Below are 18,134 nucleotides of genomic sequence, written 5' to 3'. Positions count from 1 at the left end.
CTAGCGGCGACGAAGCGCAGGTGCGGGCGGGACCGCCGTCGAGTGGTGGATTCGATTTCCCGTTCGCCGACGTCGGCGTGCAGGATCGAACTGTGAACATGGAGATCAACCCGGCCGCTACTCGGGAAAACTTCGAACTGCTGCGCACGGATCCCTTCTTCGACGTGGTCGTCGACCTGGTCGCGGGGTATCTCGCGTCGGCATTCGACGATCCCGCATCGGGCGAGGTGGACAAGTGGACCATCGCCTGCCTGCCGGCGACGAACAAGACCGATGAGCGCGAACGTCTCTTCACGCTCAACATCGGACCGATGGAAGTCCTCTACGTGGAGCGGTACACGGAGAACGGGGAGACAGTCGACTTCCGGACCGTGCTGTACACGTCGCTGTCCGCGCTGCAGCGCGCGACCGGCTACAGCCTCGATGGTCTGACGCTGTCAAACCCGTTGCTGCGCTTCAAGAAGACGGACCTCGCTCCGGCGGACGGCGACGGTGTGTTGATCGACTTCTTCCTTTCCGAGGAGGGCGCCGACGAGCAGTTCTTCGCACTGCCGCTGGACGAGACGACGATCCGCCCGCTTGCCGAGCGACTGGTCGGCAAGGGCCGCGGACCCTACGCGCAGTTCCATAACCGTGCGTTCGCCCAGTTCGTCCTCGATGCGATGGAAGAGGATGCCTGACATGGTGATTCAGCTCCCGAAGGTCCTTGCCGGCGGCGACGATGCTGCCGTCGCGGTCCTCCGGCGCTACTTCACCGAACCGCTTGTCAAGACCGGGTACCTTCGCAGCGGTGCCCGATGGGACACGTGGGACTCGACCGGCACCCGTGTGCAGGACGTGAATGTCTTCACGGCCGACGACCTCGTCGCGGTCACCATGCTGTCGGTGGAGGTGTCACCGGACGGCGCGCAGATTCTGCTGAGGGAGCGAGGCGACGAGTTCGCCCGTCTGCTCGTCGAGGTCGGTCCCGACCGCGACCTCGTCGACGAGACCGGCGAGCTGACGCCCGATTCGCCTGTAGGTCGGCTCGACTCCGCGCTGTGGACGGTCCCGAGCATCGGGCGCACCGTTGCGTCGAAGCTGATCGCCCGTAAGCGGCCGCGACTGCTTCCGATCTACGACCGTGCGATCGGCGAGGTGCTCGGGACCAAACAGGCACACCTCGAACCGATACGGGACGCGCTGCGGGCAGACGACGGCGACCTGCACCGCAGGCTCGTGTCGCTCCGGGAGCAGGCCGAGTTGGACGAGTCGGTTCCTGCTCTACGGATCCTCACGGTCCTCGCCTGGATGCAACTCAAGGATCCGCGCTGACGTCGCGATGAGTTTCGCGCCTCCGCCCGGTCGATACCTGTGAGACGACCTTCGATGAACGGAGACGCGCATGGCGGTCGAACATGATCTGGGATCGGCGGCAGACCAGGTGGCGCGGCTGGCGGAGGGTGTTCGCGAGGAGTATCTCGATCTCCCGACGCCGTGCTCGGAGTGGACGGTCGACGACCTGTTGCGCCATCTTCTCGAGCTGACCGGCGCATTCACCGCTGCGGCACGAAAGGAGCCGTTCCCCGGTGACGGCTCCGGTCGGCCGCCGCAACTGCCGGCCAGCTGGCAGGGCCGGCTGACCGACCAGCTCGACGCACTGGTCGTGGCGTGGCGCCGACCCGACGCTTGGGTGGGCGAGGCCGAGGCCGGGGGAGTGACCATGCCCGCGGCCCTGATGGGCGCGGTCGCGATCGACGAACTGGTCCTGCACGGGTGGGACCTCGCGCGCGCCACGGGCCAGTCCTTCGAATCCGATCCCGCCAGCGTGAAGGCGAGCCTCGAGTTTGCGGCGGAGATGTCCATTCCCGGAGAGGAAGCCGCCCGAGAGGGCCTCTACGGGCCGGTGGTTCCGGTCTCGGCAGACGCACCCGACCTCGACAGGCTCCTCGGCTATGCGGGCCGTGACCCGCTCTGGTCGTCGGACGAGATCAGCGGCCACGATCGATTGCGTTGACGGACTGCGTGTTCGACTCCTCGGCGGCGGAATAGTTCGCCGCGATCTTCTCGAACACCGACTGCATCTCCTCGACGACGATGATGTGGTCGGCAAGAGCCTGATCCAGCGGGTAGTCGCCGCCCGACGCCTTCTGCTCGAACTTGCGGGCCAGCGCGACGCCGGAGGGCAGGTGGCCGAGGCCGTCGATGCGGGTCAGACCCGTTGCCCCACGCTTGATTTGATCGAGTTCTGCGACAAGTTCGGCACAGCGTTGTGCACACTTCTGTGCCACATCGGGTTCGAGATAGAGCTCGCCAGCCTCTGCTCGTGCGCCGAGTTCACTCCACAAATTGCCGTTTATCGAGACCACCGCCTGTCAGTCGGGAATCGAGGGAGCGAGGATCCGGGCGTTCCGAATCGCGAGCGGACACGGACCCTCGGCAGGTGTCCTTCCGGCGAAGTAGCCCGACTTGATCATCACGGTGTCCGTTCCGGCAGCGAAAACGACATCGCAGTACTCGTTGCGCTTGTCGGTCACCTCACGAAAGGTGAACGCCTCGCGATCGTCGAGGTCGATCGACATGAAGCTGGTAAAGCGGTCATTCGCCTGAATCTCGCTGAGCGCCTGTGCGGTGGCGAAGACGGTGATCGCTGTTCCGTCGCCTCCCCAATCGCAAAGCTTCCAGCCGGGTTGTTTGACGCCGAGGATGTCCCGCGACTCAGTGGCCGGATCGGCCCCCGCCGCCCGCAACACCTCGTCCGGAATGCTGCACGGATCGAAGATCGGCTCCCCGGCCTCAGACCTGGTCGTCTCCGCCTGCCCCTCGACGCTCGTCGAACCGCAGCCGGCCAGTCCCACGACACTGGCCACTACGAGAACAGCAACACCCCACGACCTCACGTTTCCCCCTCGATTCGCCCAGACGACTCGCTCATTGGATCAGACGCAGCGGGACCGCACCCGGTTCCAGTGAAAGGCCCACCCGGGAGCGCCAGTGACTCACACCACCCTTTTCAAAGATACGATCACGATATATCGTGAGTGTGTCGGTCAACGATGAATAGGAGAAACCGATGAGGAACATGAACCACCGGCGAGGGCCGGAACAGATGCACGGACACCCCGCGTGGGGTGAGGAAATGGGTCGGCAGCGTCGCCATCACCGTCCGTTCGACGGCGAGGATCCGCGCGAGCGCGGAATGCGCGGCGGACGTGGCCACGGCGGACCTCGAGGGCGCGGTGGACCTCGAGGGCGCGGTGGACCGCGTCGCGCAGGTCGCGGCGACGTCCGCGCGGCCGTCCTGCTCCTCCTGAAGGAGGACTCGATGTACGGCTATCAATTGATGCAGACCATCGCCGATCGCACCAACGGCGCCTGGCGCCCGAGCGCCGGTGCGATCTACCCGACGCTCCAGCAGTTGGAGGACGAGGGTCTGGTGCAGACCACCGCGGAGGGTGGACGCAAACTCGTCACCCTCACCGACACGGGACGCGAGTTCATCGAGAACAACGCCGAATCCTGGGGCGACCCGTTCGCCTTTGCGGGATCGGGCCCGGATCTGCGCGCGCCCCTGCACGATCTGCACGGCGCGGCCCGACAGGTCCAGATGTCCGGAAACGCCGCACAACTCGCCGCTGCCGAGAAGGTGCTCACCGACGCCAGGCGCGCGCTGTACCTGATCTTGGCCGGCGACGACCAGGACAGCGCCGACGGCACTGTCACGGAGTCATGAGCACCAGCGTGATCGGCCACCCGGTCACGAGAGGCGCTGCGCGTCGAGCGGTTCGAGGTCGAACTCGTTCTTGCTGAACAACTCCGCCGCTTCGGCGCGCAGCACCGGCGCCGCCACATCCAGTGACGGTCCGAGCAGCCGCAGCGAATTCATTCGCTGCGAGCAGTACACCGGGAACTCGCCGTGCTCGTCCCGAGTCGCGGTATCCCACAGCAGGACATCCCCGTTCTCGCTGAACGCGAAGACCTGCAGCGAATCGACCAGCGACCAGTCGCCGTCCGGTTCGACCATCCAGTCGAACTCCTCGGCCCGACCGTCGATGTACGCCTCGCGCAGGCGCTCGGTCAGGATGCGGCTCCTGGCCTGCCAGCCGTCGGCGTAGCCCTCGAGTACCGGCGGGTAGACGAGCCACAGGCCGAACAGCCTGCCCCAGCCGAGACTGCGAACGAAGCTGCGATAGGACTCCGGAAAACCGGCGCCGTCGGGGAACCGAAACGAGTCCAGCAGCTCGAGATCGAGGTGTGAGAGCGTGGGCGAGCCCTGGACGCGGAGCGAGGAAGACCAGAACATCAGCGAACCGTTCTCCCCTGCAAAGTGATCGAGTCCGCAACGGCCCGAAATTCGACGCTCACGGTTGCGCTACAGCCGGACTCGGCGAGACACATTTCGCAACAACCCCTCCCGTAACCTCCCGACCGCGACCGACGGGAACTGAGGGTACGCCCCCGGCCCGAGACTGTGCCGGGGGTTCCCGACCGGCAGGTCAGTCCGGATCCTGGATCCGTGCCCAGGGCTTGGCGGCCTCGAGTTCGAGGGCCAGCTCGAGGAGCGTGCGCTCGTCACCGTGATCGGCCGAGAAGTGCGACGCGAGCGGCAGACCCGTCGATGTGCGGTGCAGCGGAAGGGAGATTGCGGGCCCGCCCGAGGCATTGTTGAGCGGTGTGAACGCCGCGTAGTTCACCAGCCGATCGAGGAGGGTGTCGAAATCCTGTGCGGGGGAAAGATAGCCGATCTTCGGGGTCGTGTGGCTCACGACGGGAGACAGGACCACGTCGTACGTCTGGAACATGCGTGCGTACGTGCGGGCACTGCGATGCAGTCGGTAGAGCATGCGCGGTGTCTGGGCCAGGTGCCGGCGGTAGAGGGCGTCGAGACCGCGGCTGAGGTTGTCGGTACCGGCCCGATCGAACGACGGCCCGAACATGCGTTTGCCGCCGGACAGGACCGCGAAGGACAGGAAACCCCAGTAGAGCTTGAAGTCGTTCATGAACCCGGTGTCCACCGGCAGCGCGGCCTCCTCCACGTGGTGACCGAGGGAGTCGAGCAGATCGGCGGTGGCCTGCACCGACTTCCGCGTCTCGTCGTCGGTGGGTACGCCCGTCACGGAGTCGACGATCACCCCGATCCGCAGCCGCGCCGATCCGGGACCCTCGACGAGCCGGATCGGCGACAGCTTGGGGTTTCGGTAATAGCGTTCGGCGTCCGCGTAGAACCGCGCCGAGTCCCGCACCGAGCGGGTGACCACGCCCTGCGTGACGATGCGGATCGGCATCGTCTTGTCCGTCGCGTCGGCGACGGTGCGGCCGCGGGTCGGCTTGAGGCCGACCAGTCCACAAGCAGCAGCGGGGATTCGGATGGAGCCGCCGCCGTCGTTGGCGTGCGCGAAGGGGAGCGCGCCGGACGCCACCAATGCCGCCGACCCGCCTGACGACGCGCCCGACGAGTACTCGGGGTTCCACGGGTTGCGCACGGGATCGGCATGTTCGTACTCGGTCGATGCGCTGAAACCGAACTCCGGTAGTCGACTCTTGCCGATCGGGACGGCGCCCGTCGACAGGAACTGCTCGACGAAGGCGCTGTCCCGGCGGGCGGGCTCCGGCGTGAACGCCGTGCTGCCCTGCCCGGTAGGCAGGCCCGCGACGTCGACGTTGTCCTTGATGATGGTGGGGACACCGGCAAAGACACCTGCCTGCGGCGCTTCGGCCTGCAGGAGTGCGCGATCGAAGTCGCGGACCTGGATACCGTTCAGTCGCCCCTGCACGAGATCGGCGCGCTCGAGCGCGGCCTGCACCGCTTCGCGCGCCGACACCTCCCCCGACGCGATCCGGGCGGCGACGCCTGTCGCATCGAGGTCGCCGAGGGCGTCGTCCCGGAACGTGTGAACTCGTGGATCGCCGGTCATTCCGGGAGTGTAGGACGAGAATGCGCCGGTGGGAACAGGTCGGGACGGACGCCGTCAGCGACGATCGGCGATGGCCTCGCGTATTGCCCGAAGCTCGGAACGCAGCGAATCCAGCTCCGAGCGGATGTCCTGAGCCTCCTCGGAGGCGCCCTCGGGCGGCGTGCGGTCCACCGCGACTGCCTGCTTGACGATCCGCTTGCGCTTGGGAGCGGGCCGTGGCGTGGAGGATCCCGACGGCGGCGGAACGAAGCCGTTGAGGAACACCCGTGTGAGCATCTCGGTGAGTGAATCGATGTCCCGGGTGAGCGTCTCGCGGTGCCACCGCACCGACATGAACACGCACTCGCGCATCATCCGCTGGAACTCGAAAACATCTATACCCGAGTTGAACTCGCCGTCACGAACGCCGTCCTCCACCACGCTGAACCAGGCGTCGTGCGAGGCCTCGACGGCGTCGGCGATCTCCGAATAGCGAGGCAGAGAGCCGAGGTTCGCGATCTCGTTCTGGTAGATCTCCGTCGCGTAGGGATGCATGTCCGCAACTTCGAGGGAGGCACGGACGATTCGAACGAGGCGGGACCGCGCGTCCTCGGGTTCGTCGACGACTGAGCGGTACCGGTCCACCAGATCGGCCAGGAAGCTGACCAGGATCTCCGAGACGATCGCGTCCTTGGACCGGAAGTAGTGGTAGAGCGTTCCGGAGTTCAGGCCCACTGCCTCACCGATCTCACGGATCGTCGTTGCCGCGATGCCGCGATCGGAGAACAGGCGCGCCGATTCGATCAGGATCACCTCGCGCCGGCCCGGAGACGCCACGCTCACTCCTTTTGTTCAGGTATTTCGTATCGATCGTGTACCAGACGAGGCTAGCAGCGGCCGCCCCGCCGACTCACCGACGAAGCGCTTGCTCTGCGGCACCCAATCGGCGAGGTAGGAACGCTGCCGCGACGCCACCGACCACCGCACATGCGGCGACCAGACTGTACGCCCACATGAATCCGCCCCCCGAGTACACGGGCACGCCATCCACCGCCGTCCGAACGTTGGCATTGAGCATGACGAACACCAGCGTCGTGCCGACACCGGCCAGCAGTGTGCGGCTCACTTCCGCGAGGCTCGAGCTGACCACCTGGTTGTCCGGCGGTACCGCCGCGATGACCAGGTTGGGGATGGCCGCACCGGCCAGGCCGGTTCCCAGGTTGACGAGTCCGGCCGCGATCAGCACGACCAGTTCCTCGCCGCGCCCGAAGCCCATCGTCAGCACGGCGGCGGCGATGACAACGGCCGCCGCGATCATGTGCACCTTGGCCCCGGTCCGGCGCGCGGTGACGCCGACGATCAGGCCACCGAGCACGATGCCGATGCCGTTCACGACACCGAACACGGCGAACTCGCTCGCGGTCATGCCGAACCCGTAGTCGACGCCCGCCTCCCGAGGTGTCATCGCCATGATCGCGAGAATGGAACTGGTCGTGGTGCCGACGCCGTACACCAGGCCCGACGAGAGCACGGTGTACAGCAGCGCCGGACGCCGCAGCTGACGCAGGTCTATGAGCGGTTCCGGGGTCCGTCCGGCCTGCACGATCCATGTCGCGAACAGCACACAGCCGAGTACCAGCAGGCCGACGGTCGCTTCACTGGTCCAGCCCCACTGCGGCGCCGAGCTCACAGCGACCAGGACCGACGCGGCCGCGCTGCCCAGCAGGAAGGCGCCCAGCAGATCGGGGCGTGAATCCGCTGCCCGCACCGGTGACTCCGGAACCACCAGCAGCGCAGCAACTCCCAGCGCCGCTGTCAGCGCCGTCACGAACCAGAACGCGCCCGCGACACCGTGGTTGTCGATCAGCCAGCCCGCCAGGAACGGCTGCAGCACGACGACGACGCCGGTGCCGGTCACGGTGACGCTGACCGCGAACGGAACGATCCTCGCCGGGAACACGTCCCGGATGAGCGAGTAACACAGGAACGCGACCGAGAAGATCGCGCCCTGCAGAGCCCGGCCGACCAGAAACATCGAGAAGCTCGAGGCGATCGACGACAACACCGAGCCGACCAAGGTCACGGTGAGCACGATCATCAGCAGACGCTTCTTGCCGTACATGTCGGCGAGCTTGCCCACCAACGGCATCGCGATGCTCGCCGTGAGGAACGAGATCGTCATGGTCCAGCCGGCCTGGGTGGTCGCGTACTCAGCGGCGATGGCGGGCAGCGCCGTTCCGGCGAGAACCGCGGAGACCGGGATGATCTCGGAGACGAGGATCAACACGACCAGGATCGTGACCAGTCGCGGAGTCCACCGATGAGTGCCGGCGTCGGTGTCGACCGCCACCGGCGGGGTGCCGACCGGCGCCCCGCCGTCGAGTGTGCCCGTCACCGCGGAAGACCCTTGGCGCCCGCGGGCGGCGGAGTGTAGCGGTGCCCCCAGATCGCGCCTTCCGTGATTCGGTACGTCGGTGCTGCACCCTCGATTCGTTCACCACCCCAACCGATCTCGGTTGCATGCCCCTCGGGGGAATAGACGTAGAACGAGAGCATCCGGTCGTTGGTGTGCTTGCCGAGCGACTGCATCATCGGAATACCGAGGGTCTCGGCGCGGTCCAGCGCCTTGCCGACGTCGTCGATCGACTCCGTCTCGATCATGAAGTGGAGCAGCGCCGGACCGTCGGCAGGATTGAGCCCCAGGGTGTGCTGCCGCGGATTGCAGCCCAGGAAGTAGCTGATCCCGCCCGGGAGCTGCAGTGAGTTGCGCTCGACGAATCCCAGTACGCCGACGTAGAACTCGTACGCGGCCTCGGTGTCCGTGGCGTTCAGGATGACGTGACCCATGCCCTGGTCGCCGGTGACGAACCCGGACACGTGGGGCAGGTCGACGGGACGGTGACTGAGCACCGGTCCGTAGAACAGTTCCACGCGGTTGCCGGACGGGTCGTCGAATGCGGCGAACCCGGTGACCTGACGTAGGGCGCATTCCTCGGCGCTGCCGGCGTGGGTCTCGACGCCCGCGGCCTCGACCCGCCCCACGATTTCCCGCAGGTCGGAGCGATCGAGGACTTCGAAGCCCACGGCGTCGAGTCCGGGTGCGGCGGACTCGGCCACCACGAGGCGAGGCGGGTAGTCGTCCATCCGGTAGTGCAGGGCACCGGAAAGGGGGCCGTCGACGGGCATCATGCCCAGGAAGTCGTCCGCGAAGCTCTTCCACTGCGCGGTGGACTCGACGCCCAGGCGCAGGTATCCCAACGAGAGAACAGGCATTGCGTCTCCTCGGATCGGTCGGGTGATCAGTAGAGGGTGCCGGGGTCGCCGGTGAGCAGGTATTGGCCGTACTCGTGCTCGACCTTGTCGGGCAGGTTGATCGCATGATGCTGGCCGGCATGGACGTCTCGCCACACCGCTTGCAGCGCGTTCGACGACGAAATCGAGCGCGGTCCACCCACCTGGTACGCCTTGTCGGCGGCCGAGACTGCCAAGCCGACCGCGGCGATGTGATCGCGCTTGGTGCGCTGCCGGATCGGCATCGAGACCTGCTCGCCGCGTTCGGCCGCCGCGAAGGCGTCGGCGAGGTCGGCCTGCAGGATCCGGTACGCGGTATCGACCTCGAAGTCCGCCTGGGTCAGGCGGGCGAGCGTCGCCGGGTGTGGCAGTTTGGTGGCGTCGACTGCCAAGCGGGACTTGTGGATTCCCACCGCCTCGTCGAGCACGCGGCGGGACATGCCCACCAGGGGCACGACGACGGCATTGACGAACAGGGTGTACCACGGGAGACGGAAGAGCGGGGCGGTGTTGACTTCGTTGCCGGGGTAGCGCTCGGTGTACAGGTCGGCAACGTCGTGCACGCGATGCTCGGGCACGAACGCGCCGTCGACAACGATGTCGTTGCTGCCGGTGCCGGCCAGGCCGGACGTGAACCAGACGTCGTCGATCGTGTAGTCCGAGCGGGGAAGCAGCAGGTGGACGTGCTGACCGGTGCGGCGGCCGTCCTCGTCGGCGACCATCGCACCGACGAACACCCAGTCACAGTGGTCGCTACCCGACGAGAAGCCCCAGCGCCCAGTCAGTTCGTACCCGCCGGGGACGATCCGAGCGGTGCCGGCCGGGCTGTAGGACGAACTGATCCACGCATCGGGGTTGTCGCCCCACACATCCCGCTGCGCTCGGTCCGGAAACAGGCCGAGGTGCCACGAGTGGACGCCGACGACGCCGGTAACCCAGCCGGCGGAACTCGACAGTCGCGCGATCTCGTACACAGCTGCGTTGAACACGCCGGGGTGAGCTTCGAAGCCGCCGTATCGCTTTGGCTGGATGAGTCGCATGATTCCTGCGTCGCGCAGGATCTTGGCGGTGTCCGCGGTGAGCCGACGCTCCTCGGTGCAGTCGGTCTCGAGTGCCCGCAGGCGGTCCTCGGCGGCAAGGACAGTGTCGATCGCATCGTGCTGGAAAAGCATGTGTGAAAGCTCCTTTCGCCGGCGGGTGCCGGATCAGCGAGTGAGGAAGTCGGTCACGAGAGATTCGAAGTCGTGCTTGCGCTCCACCTGCGCCCAGTGCCCGCACTCGCCGAGAATGTGCAGGTCGGCCTTCGGCATCCGGCGCAGCGCGAAGAGGGCGCCGTCGGGTGGCAGCATGCGATCGTCGCGACCCCACGTGACGAGGGTCTTGTGCGGAATCTCGTCGGTGCGCGCCCACAACGGTGCCTTGCCCGGCAGTGCGAGCGATGCCATGACCGCCCGCATGCGTTCGATCGCGCGCGGCGCGGTGGCGTTGGTCCAGCGCTCGTCGAGCAATTGCGGGGTGATGGTCGCCGGGTCGTAGACCATCGAGTCCACCCACGCCTCGAGCGCCTCGCGGGTCGGGTCCGTCAGGAAGGCGCTTAGGCGGCGCGCGCCCTCGCTCATCATCGGACCGAGCAGTGGGGCGTACAGGCCGCCGGGGCCCATCAGGGCCATCCGCTCTACCCGCTCGGGCGCGAGCGCGGCCGTTTCGAGGGCGACCCAGCCGCCCATCGAATTTCCCAGCAGGTGAGTCTTCTCGATGCCGAGGTCGTCGAGCAGTGTGACGATCGACTGGGCGGCGATCTCCGGGTACGGGCGGTCGTACGCCATGTCGGGGCTCGCACCGAAGCTGGGCATGTCGACGACGATCGTTCGGAAGTTGCGCGCGAAGACCGGCAGGTTCTTCGAGAAGTTCGACCAGCCGGACACGCCGGGTCCGGATCCGTGCAGCAGCACGAGGGGGTGGCCCTCGCCGGCCTCGTGGTAGTGCAGCTTGTCCGATGCGGAGGGTCCGCGGGTGGTGCCGGCGTAGTCGAGGATCTCCATCGTGGTCCTATCTCGCGGTGTGGTGGGCGTACCCGTGCGCAGATTCGGAAGCTTTGGGCCCGAACGAGACCCGGAAAATCTGTGTGCGGGTGTTGGGCGGTGAGCCTACGGCCCTTCGGCCACTCAATCAATTGATTGAGTGACGTGTGTCTCGAGATTCCCAGTGGGCGGGACAGGGGAACGATGGAGGCGTGACGGCCGCGCGAGTTCAGTTCGCGCGGCGCAGCTCCGCACGCAGGTGGTGCGTCATGGGCGTGGTGTCGAATGCCATCCACATGTCGTACGCGAGCGCGGCACCGTCCTCGAGGAGCTCGAAGCGGCGGCGGATCTGGTGGACCGGCTTGGCATCCGGGGAGGCATTCAGGGCGTGCGCGGTGAAGCCGAGGACGCCGTCGGAGAGGGTGGCGCGGTGGATTTCGACGAACCCGGTGGGTTGCGTCACCAGAAGTTCGACAGTGTCGCCGGCGAGGCGCAGATAGCCGGTCTCGGTGTGCATCGGCATGCCGCCGCCCGGCTTGCGGGTGCGGGACCGGTAGAACAGGAACGGCTTTCCGCTGGGCGAGAGCTCGATCTCCTCGTCGTAGCTGAAGTCGTCGATCGTGGGGTAGTGGCCGGAGCCGCCGCCCGTCCATCGTCCGGCGAAGGCGGCGAGTTCGCCGAGGGGTGCGAGCAGGTCGGGCTGCGTCTGATCCATGCCGCCAGTCTAGGAAGTGCGGGTGGGGTCGACCTGTTCGACGGGTGCGGGTGTCTTGCGTCCCACCACGATGCGCCGGACGCCCGCGCCCGCAGCTGCGACTGTCACCAACGCACCCGCGGTGATCGGCCCGGCGGGGCTCTCGGGGAAGAGGCCCTCGAGTACGAGCCATGCGCCGAAGGCGAAGAACAGCACCGCGGCCCCGATTCGCACGAAGGCCTCGGGAAGGTGCTTGCCGAGTAGTGCGCCGACGACGATCGCGAGGGCGTCGGCCGCGACCATGCCGACCGTCGACCCGATCCACACACCGACCCAGTCGTTGTCGGCGGCAAGGGTGATGGTGGCGAGCATGGTCTTGTCGCCGAGTTCGGCGAGGAAGAACGCCGACGCGACGGCCAGGAATGCAGATCCGGTGACTTTCCGGGCCTTGTTCTCCTCCTCGTCCGACAGGCTGTCGCCGCGCAGCGTCCACAGACCGAAGACCACGAATGCGATTCCGCCGACGATCGAGATGGCGGTGGTGGGTAGTGACGCACCGAGGAAGTGGCCGACACCGACCGAGACGAGGTGCACGACGGTGGTGGCGACGGTGATGCCCGCGATCACCACCCACCAGCGGTAGCGCAGGGCGAACGTCATCGCCATGAGTTGGGACTTGTCGCCCAGTTCGGCGACGAAGATGACGCCGAAACTCAGCAGCATTGCGGCCAGCACGTGGAACCTCCTCCGTATTTCTCGCTTTCGGAGGATGTCGGGAAACCTTCCTCCGGCCCCGAACGCGGTGCGCTCGAAGGCCGAAGGTCTCGCCCACCGGTACAGGACCGGTTCGCTGAGCCGGGCGGACACGCGAGGTGTCGGCCAGTATGTCGACCCAACGATTGGGGGCTACTCCCCTTCGCTGAGGAAACGATAACCCGGATTCATCCAAAGTGCAAAGGCCACAATAAGTTTGGATTCCCGAACTTTTCTCTTCCTTGGGTAGTCACGCCGCGAGCAGCATGGCCAGAACTGCGGTGTCGGGATCGCTGATCGGATCGATTCCGACGCGCGAAATCATCGATGTGACAGTGCCGTCCGCCTCTGCCTCCACCCACGCTGCCCGATGCTCGAGCCCGAGGTGCGGGAGGCCCGGCAGTAGCAGGCACCCCGATGCCGCGCCCACGCACTCAGGAAGCGACGGGACCGTCTCGGCGGGCGGATGCAGCATCATCAGCGCGGGCGGCTGGCGCTGGGCGAAGCGCCCCGGCGCCACCGCGGACTCGCCGAGGACCGGTCCTTCGGCGATGATCAAACCGACCGTTCCCGGCGCGGGATCGTCGGGAAGTTCTTCCCTGGCACCGAACACCGTGGACGTGGGTAGCAGGCCCGGCAGCGACGCGATCCGGACCGCGAGGGCCAGCAACTGCGCCCATTCCCGCGTGGTGTCCGGCCAGCGTCCGGAGATCACGAATCCCCGAAGGTCTCCGAAGGCGTGGAACGGCGCGATTCCGACGAAATCGTTCTCGTTCATCTCGGCCTCGATTCTCCCGCGCGAGTGTTTCGACGACGGGAGCGCCGAGCGGACCCGATGGTCGGGCCCGCCCGGCGCGCGTCGTTCACACCTCGTTGGGTAGTACGAGCATGCGCCCCTGTCCTACTGGCACACAAGGGGTCCCGAGTGCCAGTAGGACAGGGGCGGGGGAGGGTCAGAACCCGGCGCCGGGCACCGCGACCCGCACGCGCCGGATCGCGCCGCCGCCGATCCGGATCGCGTCCTCCGGAACCCAGGTGTCGGCGGTGCAGACGAACAGATCGCGCCCGTCGGCGCCGCCGAGCGCCACCGCGTACGGGTGCGGTACCGGGATGCGATCGAGTATTGCGCCGTCGGCACTCACCCGGATCACTTCCTCGCTGAAAGGTGACGCCACCCAGACGGACCCCTCGGCATCCAGCGCAATGCCGTCGGGCATGACCCGCGGATCGCCGAATTCGATGAGCGCTCGGCGGTTCACGAGGCTGCCGTCCGGTTCGATCGTGAACGCGGACAGGCGCGCCGGCGTCGCACGTGTCTCTGCGACGATCAGCGTCGACCCGTCCGGGGTGATCGCCATGCCGTTCGCGAACATCATCTCGGTCGCCACGACGTGGGCGGAGCCGTCGGCCTCGACCATCGCCAGATCGGCCGGGAACGGCGGCTCCGGCGGCGCGCTGGCATCGCCGTAGTTGCCGATGTAGGTCCGTCCGGCGTCGTCCACCGCCATGTCGTTGAGGTGCCAGGTGGCGATGCCGTGGAGGTCCGCGTGCGGGCTCAGTGTGCCGTCGCTGCCGAGACGGTAGATCCTGCGTTCCTCGACCGATGCGACAACGAGGTCGCCGCCGGGAAGGAATCCCAGGCCGGCAGGCTGGCCCGGCACCTCTACGACGCGCTCGAGTTCTCCGGTGGCGGGGTCCAGTCGCAGGACGACTCCGCGGTAGATGTCGGAGAACCACAGGCGGCCGTCCCGCCACCGCGGGCATTCGGGAAAGGCCAGGCCAGTGGCGATGGTGTCGATTGTGATGTCCGTCATAGCCGTAACCCTATCCAGTGAACGCTTGCTCGACGAGTTGGAGGAACCTCCCAGGTTCACTCGAGGTTCACTCGAGGTTCACCCACTGAACTGGTGCAGACTTCGAGAGAAAGGCTGCACCGCCATGTCATCACCCGCGCCGCGCGGAACCGACGCGCCCTCCGGCTATCTCCGAACGGCCAGTTCGCTGCACGCGTTCAACAGGTACGAGATCAAGTACCTGGCGCACGAACGGGACGTGCCGCGACTTCGGGAGGCCCTCGCCGCCCACATGGCGGCCGACGAGTTCAGCCCGGTGGGCGGCTACCCCGTCACCAGCCTCTACTACGACACCCGGAACCTGCGGTTCTACTGGGAGAAGATCGAGGGACTCCGCTTCCGGCGCAAACTGCGCGTCCGGCTGTACGGCCGTCCGGCCGAGGCGACGGACGAGACCCCGGTGTACGTCGAGATCAAACAGAGGGTCAACCGGGTGACGCAGAAGCGCCGCATCCGGTTGCCGTACGCCGACGCCCGCTCGCTGTGCGACGAGCGCCGGATGATCGAACACGACGACGGGCAGCGTGCCTTCGTCAACGAAGTGTCCACTCTCGTCGGCAACCTCGAACTGGTCCCGACCGTCACCACCGGCTACCTGCGGGAGGCGTTCGTCGGCACCGAGGCCGATCTGGGTCTGCGCGTGACGATCGACCATCGAGTGCACGGTCGCGACAGGGACTTCCACTTCGCGTCGAAGTCGGAGAATCGCTTCATCATTCCGCCGCATCTGTGCATCGTCGAGATCAAGGCCAACGAGCGGGTTCCGTACTGGGTCACCGATCTCACGGCCCGACTGGACATGTCGGTGGTTCGCGTATCCAAGTACTGCCAGAGCGTCGAGGCGTTCGGCCTCGCACCGCGTTCCCGTATGCACGGGATCCCCGAATCATTCACCACCGCTGACATGTTCGATGATCAGCTCGTCCCGACAGGAACCCGATGAACTTCGATCTACAGGATCTCAGCGGCACCTTCTCGACCTTCGACATCGTCATCTCGCTGTCACTGTCGTTCGTGCTGTCCGCGATCATCGGCTGGGTCTACCGACTGACCCACAAGAACGTGTCCTACAGCCAGTCCTACGTGCAGACCCTCGTGATGGTCGGCATGGTCATCAGCCTCATCATGCTGGTGGTCGGCTCCAACATCGCTCGGGCCTTCGCGCTCGTCGGCGCGCTGTCGGTGGTGCGATTCCGCAACGCCATCAAGGAGACTCGCGACGTAGGCTTCATCTTTCTCGTCATGGCGATCGGTATGACGACGGGCACCCGGTTCTACGTCCTCGCGATCGCCGCGACCGTCGCGATCTGCCTGGTGCTGGTGCTGATGAGTCGGTTCAACTGGTTCAAGCTCGACGTCCAGCGTCAGGTCGTCAAGGTTCAGGTGCCGCCGGAGCCCGGCTACACCGCGGTGGTGGAGGACATCCTGGTCCAGTTCGCCAAGGAGTTCGAACTCGTCAGCACCGAATCCGTCCGGGCCGGCGCCCTCACCGAGCTGTACTACACCGCACAGCTGAAGTCCGGAAAGAAGCCGGCCGAGTTGATCGCCGCGCTCAGCGAGGTCAACGCCGGTCAGCGCGTCACGGTCCTGACCGGATACGACCAGACCGACATCTGATGACGGCCGAGACAGGTTCCGGCACAGGCCGTCCGCCGCGGCGGAGGCTGCGCCACCGGGTTCCGGTATCGCTGCGGCAGCACTGGCCGATCGTCGCCGTGTTCTGCGCGTTCGTCCTCGTCGCCGCGACGGTGTTCGGGTCGACCCGGGTGCGTCCCTACATCACCGGCAACGCGAGCGTCATAGCGTCCGACATCACCGAGAATGTCGCCGGCACCGTCGACTTCTTCGAAACGGATCAGGACCATTCGGTGAATCTCGCGTTCTCCCAATCGGACTACGACCGCATGATCGCCGCATACCAGGACGAGGGCGAGAAGGAGTGGATCACCGCCGACATCACCGTCGACGGCACGCTGATCACCGACGTCGGTGTGCGACTCAAGGGCAACTCGACGCTCAGCGGACTGCGAGGCGGGATGGGCGGCCCCGACGGTGAACGGCCGGAGGGCTTGCAGCCACCGGAGGGTATGGAACTGCCGGAGGGCATGGAACTGCCGGACGGTATGGAAATGCCTTACGGGGGACAACTTCCGGAGGGAACCACGGCCCCGGACGGTGCCGCAACCGGCTTCGGCGGGGGAGGTGGGCCGGGTGGCATGGTCTCGCTGTCCGCGGACGACCCGACGTCACTGCCGCTGCTGATCCGCTTCGACAAGTACGTCGAAGGCCGGGCGTACCAGGGCATGACGGAACTGTCGGTGCGTCCGGGGTCCCCTGTGCTGAACGAAGCGACGGCACTGTCGCTCACCGCGGAGTCGGGGCAGGCGACGCAGCGCTACAGCTACGCGACCTATTCCGTGAACGGCGGTGCGACGCAGACGCGTCTGTTGCTCGAGCACCCCGACGACGGCTATGCCAACTCGTTGTTCGAGAATCCCGGTGTGCTGTACAAGGCCGACGCGAGTTCGTCGTTCGCATACCAGGGCGACGACCAGACGACGTACGCCGACCAGTTCACTCAGGTGAACGGTGAGGGCTCGCAAGACCTGCAGCCGATCATCAGCTTCCTGAAGTGGATGGACGGCGCAAGTGACGACGAGTTCGCCGCGCATCTCGCGGACCATGTCGACGTCGAGTCGTTCGCCCGCTACGTCGCCACCCAGAACCTTCTCGTCAACAGCGACGACATGGCGGGGCCCGGCCGCAACTACTACCTCTGGTACGGCCTGGGGTCGAAGAAGCTGTCGGTGGTGTCGTGGGATCTGAACCTTGCGTTGTCGTCGAACTCCACTGCAGGGCCCCATGATTCGATCGGCATGGGTGGAGGCATGGGTGGGCCTCCCGCCGCCACGGGCGACACGGCAGGTCAGCCGCAGCAGCGTGGAATGCGGGCGGGTGGGCCTCCGCAGGGCCGTGGACAGCAGCATGCCGGAGCGCAGCGGCAAACCGAAACGCCAAAGGAGGGCGGCCGGGCGATGGGTGGCGGCGGGATGCGCAGCGGAAACGCACTGAAGGAACGTTTCCTGGCGTCCGGCGCGTTCACCGAGGTCTACGAGAACGCCTACCGCGACCTGTACGCGCAGTTGTTCGCGAGCGGGCGCGCTGTCGAGGTGCTCGACGACATCGCCGCGTCCGTGCCGACCAGCGACGGACTCACCGCGGACGCGCTCGTGCAGCAGGTCGAGACGATGCGGACGCGACTACAGGCCCGCACCGACGCCCTCTCCGACGACGCGGTGATCACCGCGGGATGACCCCCCGCCCCCCGCCCCTTCCGCTCCTCCCGCGTTTTGCGCACTTGTCGCGGTTCCCCACGACGGAAACTCGCGATAAGTGCGCAAAACGCGGGGGCGGGACTGGGGAGGGGGGCGGGACTGGGGAGCGGCGCAGGACTGGGGGGCAGGACTGAGGAGTGGCGCAGGGAATGACGACGGCGCCGCACCCCGAGTGATCGGGGGCGGCGCCGTCAGGCGTTCCGGAGCGCTCGCGCGCGTCGGATCAGGCGGGGACGATGAGTCCGGCGGTCTGGGTGCGTGCCTTGGTGAAGCGGTCGGTGACGTCGTTCCAGTTGACGATGTTCCAGAAGGCG

Annotated in this window: 21 protein-coding genes and 1 pseudogene; 8 read left to right on the top strand and 14 right to left on the bottom strand. The window is 66.8% G+C overall.

Annotation, left to right across the window (positions count from 1 at the left end; translation table 11 throughout):
- The first annotated feature begins 98 nt into the window (after positions 1-98).
- From C8K36_RS16205 to C8K36_RS16195, 3 genes are all read left to right on the top strand, one after another.
- Positions 99-680, top strand: a complete 582-nt coding sequence (locus C8K36_RS16205) for a hypothetical protein (protein WP_107985553.1) — start codon at positions 99-101, stop codon at positions 678-680.
- Position 681: 1 nt separating this feature from the next.
- Positions 682-1,314, top strand: a complete 633-nt coding sequence (locus C8K36_RS16200) for a DUF6308 family protein (RefSeq protein ID WP_181319599.1) — start codon at positions 682-684, stop codon at positions 1,312-1,314.
- 70 nt (positions 1,315-1,384) lie between these two features.
- A complete protein-coding gene (locus C8K36_RS16195; RefSeq protein WP_107985551.1) occupies positions 1,385-1,996 on the top strand; it encodes a TIGR03086 family metal-binding protein in 612 nt (203 codons plus the stop codon).
- Here the strand turns inward: C8K36_RS16195 and C8K36_RS16190 are convergent.
- Together C8K36_RS16190 and C8K36_RS16185 are read right to left on the bottom strand one after the other, a co-directional pair.
- Positions 1,971-2,270 (bottom strand): hypothetical protein, encoded by a 300-nt coding sequence (locus C8K36_RS16190; RefSeq protein WP_258195450.1) that lies wholly within the window; start codon positions 2,268-2,270, stop codon positions 1,971-1,973. The genes C8K36_RS16195 and C8K36_RS16190 overlap by 26 nt on opposite strands.
- 84 nt (positions 2,271-2,354) lie before the next feature.
- The gene (locus tag C8K36_RS16185) at positions 2,355-2,849 is read right to left on the bottom strand and encodes a DUF3558 domain-containing protein (protein ID WP_258195449.1); all 495 of its coding nucleotides are present in this window, start codon (positions 2,847-2,849) and stop codon (positions 2,355-2,357) included.
- Positions 2,850-3,110: 261 nt separating this feature from the next.
- Between C8K36_RS16185 and C8K36_RS25215 the strand changes: the two genes are divergently transcribed.
- Positions 3,111-3,293 (top strand): hypothetical protein, encoded by a 183-nt coding sequence (locus C8K36_RS25215; protein ID WP_258195448.1) that lies wholly within the window; start codon positions 3,111-3,113, stop codon positions 3,291-3,293.
- A gap of 11 nt (positions 3,294-3,304) precedes the next feature.
- Entirely contained in the window at positions 3,305-3,712 is a 408-nt protein-coding gene (locus tag C8K36_RS25210) for a PadR family transcriptional regulator (protein WP_258195447.1), read from the top strand.
- Positions 3,713-3,736: 24 nt separating this feature from the next.
- Here C8K36_RS25210 and C8K36_RS16175 read toward each other — a convergent pair whose 3' ends face one another.
- From C8K36_RS16175 to C8K36_RS16125, 11 genes are all read right to left on the bottom strand, one after another.
- A complete protein-coding gene (locus tag C8K36_RS16175) occupies positions 3,737-4,282 on the bottom strand; it encodes a hypothetical protein (RefSeq protein WP_107985547.1) in 546 nt (181 codons plus the stop codon).
- A 193-nt stretch (positions 4,283-4,475) separates the two neighbouring features.
- A complete protein-coding gene (locus C8K36_RS16170) occupies positions 4,476-5,894 on the bottom strand; it encodes an amidase (RefSeq protein ID WP_107985546.1) in 1,419 nt (472 codons plus the stop codon).
- 54 nt (positions 5,895-5,948) lie between these two features.
- Positions 5,949-6,710, bottom strand: a complete 762-nt coding sequence (locus C8K36_RS16165; protein ID WP_107985780.1) for a TetR/AcrR family transcriptional regulator — start codon at positions 6,708-6,710, stop codon at positions 5,949-5,951.
- Positions 6,711-6,783: 73 nt separating this feature from the next.
- Positions 6,784-8,268, bottom strand: a complete 1,485-nt coding sequence (locus tag C8K36_RS16160) for an MFS transporter (protein WP_181319598.1) — start codon at positions 8,266-8,268, stop codon at positions 6,784-6,786.
- The gene (locus tag C8K36_RS16155; protein ID WP_107985544.1) at positions 8,265-9,146 is read right to left on the bottom strand and encodes a VOC family protein; all 882 of its coding nucleotides are present in this window, start codon (positions 9,144-9,146) and stop codon (positions 8,265-8,267) included. Before C8K36_RS16155 ends, C8K36_RS16160 begins: the two co-directional genes overlap by 4 nt.
- A gap of 26 nt (positions 9,147-9,172) precedes the next feature.
- Positions 9,173-10,336 (bottom strand): acyl-CoA dehydrogenase, encoded by a 1,164-nt coding sequence (locus C8K36_RS16150; protein WP_107985543.1) that lies wholly within the window; start codon positions 10,334-10,336, stop codon positions 9,173-9,175.
- Between the two features lie 33 nt (positions 10,337-10,369).
- Entirely contained in the window at positions 10,370-11,206 is an 837-nt protein-coding gene (locus tag C8K36_RS16145; RefSeq protein WP_107985542.1) for an alpha/beta fold hydrolase, read from the bottom strand.
- 208 nt (positions 11,207-11,414) lie between these two features.
- Positions 11,415-11,900 (bottom strand): FABP family protein, encoded by a 486-nt coding sequence (locus C8K36_RS16140; protein ID WP_107985541.1) that lies wholly within the window; start codon positions 11,898-11,900, stop codon positions 11,415-11,417.
- A 9-nt stretch (positions 11,901-11,909) separates the two neighbouring features.
- Positions 11,910-12,614, bottom strand: coding sequence for a TMEM165/GDT1 family protein (locus tag C8K36_RS16135; RefSeq protein ID WP_107985540.1), 705 nt, complete (start codon positions 12,612-12,614; stop codon positions 11,910-11,912).
- A 268-nt stretch (positions 12,615-12,882) separates the two neighbouring features.
- Positions 12,883-13,410, bottom strand: a complete 528-nt coding sequence (locus C8K36_RS16130) for a peptidase (protein ID WP_107985539.1) — start codon at positions 13,408-13,410, stop codon at positions 12,883-12,885.
- Positions 13,411-13,585: 175 nt separating this feature from the next.
- A complete protein-coding gene (locus tag C8K36_RS16125) occupies positions 13,586-14,446 on the bottom strand; it encodes an SMP-30/gluconolactonase/LRE family protein (protein ID WP_107985538.1) in 861 nt (286 codons plus the stop codon).
- Positions 14,447-14,570: 124 nt separating this feature from the next.
- Here C8K36_RS16125 and C8K36_RS16120 point away from each other — a divergent pair, with 124 nt between their 5' ends.
- Genes C8K36_RS16120 through C8K36_RS16110 form a run of 3 tightly spaced genes read left to right on the top strand, consistent with a single transcriptional unit; the run spans position 14,571 to position 17,799 of the window.
- Entirely contained in the window at positions 14,571-15,428 is an 858-nt protein-coding gene (locus C8K36_RS16120; RefSeq protein WP_107985537.1) for a polyphosphate polymerase domain-containing protein, read from the top strand.
- Entirely contained in the window at positions 15,425-16,102 is a 678-nt protein-coding gene (locus C8K36_RS16115; RefSeq protein ID WP_107985536.1) for a DUF4956 domain-containing protein, read from the top strand. Before C8K36_RS16120 ends, C8K36_RS16115 begins: the two co-directional genes overlap by 4 nt.
- A complete protein-coding gene (locus tag C8K36_RS16110) occupies positions 16,102-17,799 on the top strand; it encodes a CotH kinase family protein (protein ID WP_107985535.1) in 1,698 nt (565 codons plus the stop codon). Before C8K36_RS16115 ends, C8K36_RS16110 begins: the two co-directional genes overlap by 1 nt.
- Before the next feature lie 244 nt (positions 17,800-18,043).
- On the opposite strand, the pseudogene C8K36_RS25475 reads toward C8K36_RS16110, so the two are convergent.
- Positions 18,044-18,134 (bottom strand): annotated as a pseudogene (locus C8K36_RS25475) (superoxide dismutase); the annotation flags it as partial.

This window comes from Rhodococcus sp. OK519 (assembly GCF_003051005.1).
In the GTDB taxonomy this organism is placed as follows: Bacteria; Actinomycetota; Actinomycetes; order Mycobacteriales; family Mycobacteriaceae; genus Prescottella.
This window is presented reverse-complemented; position numbering and strand designations above follow the sequence as displayed.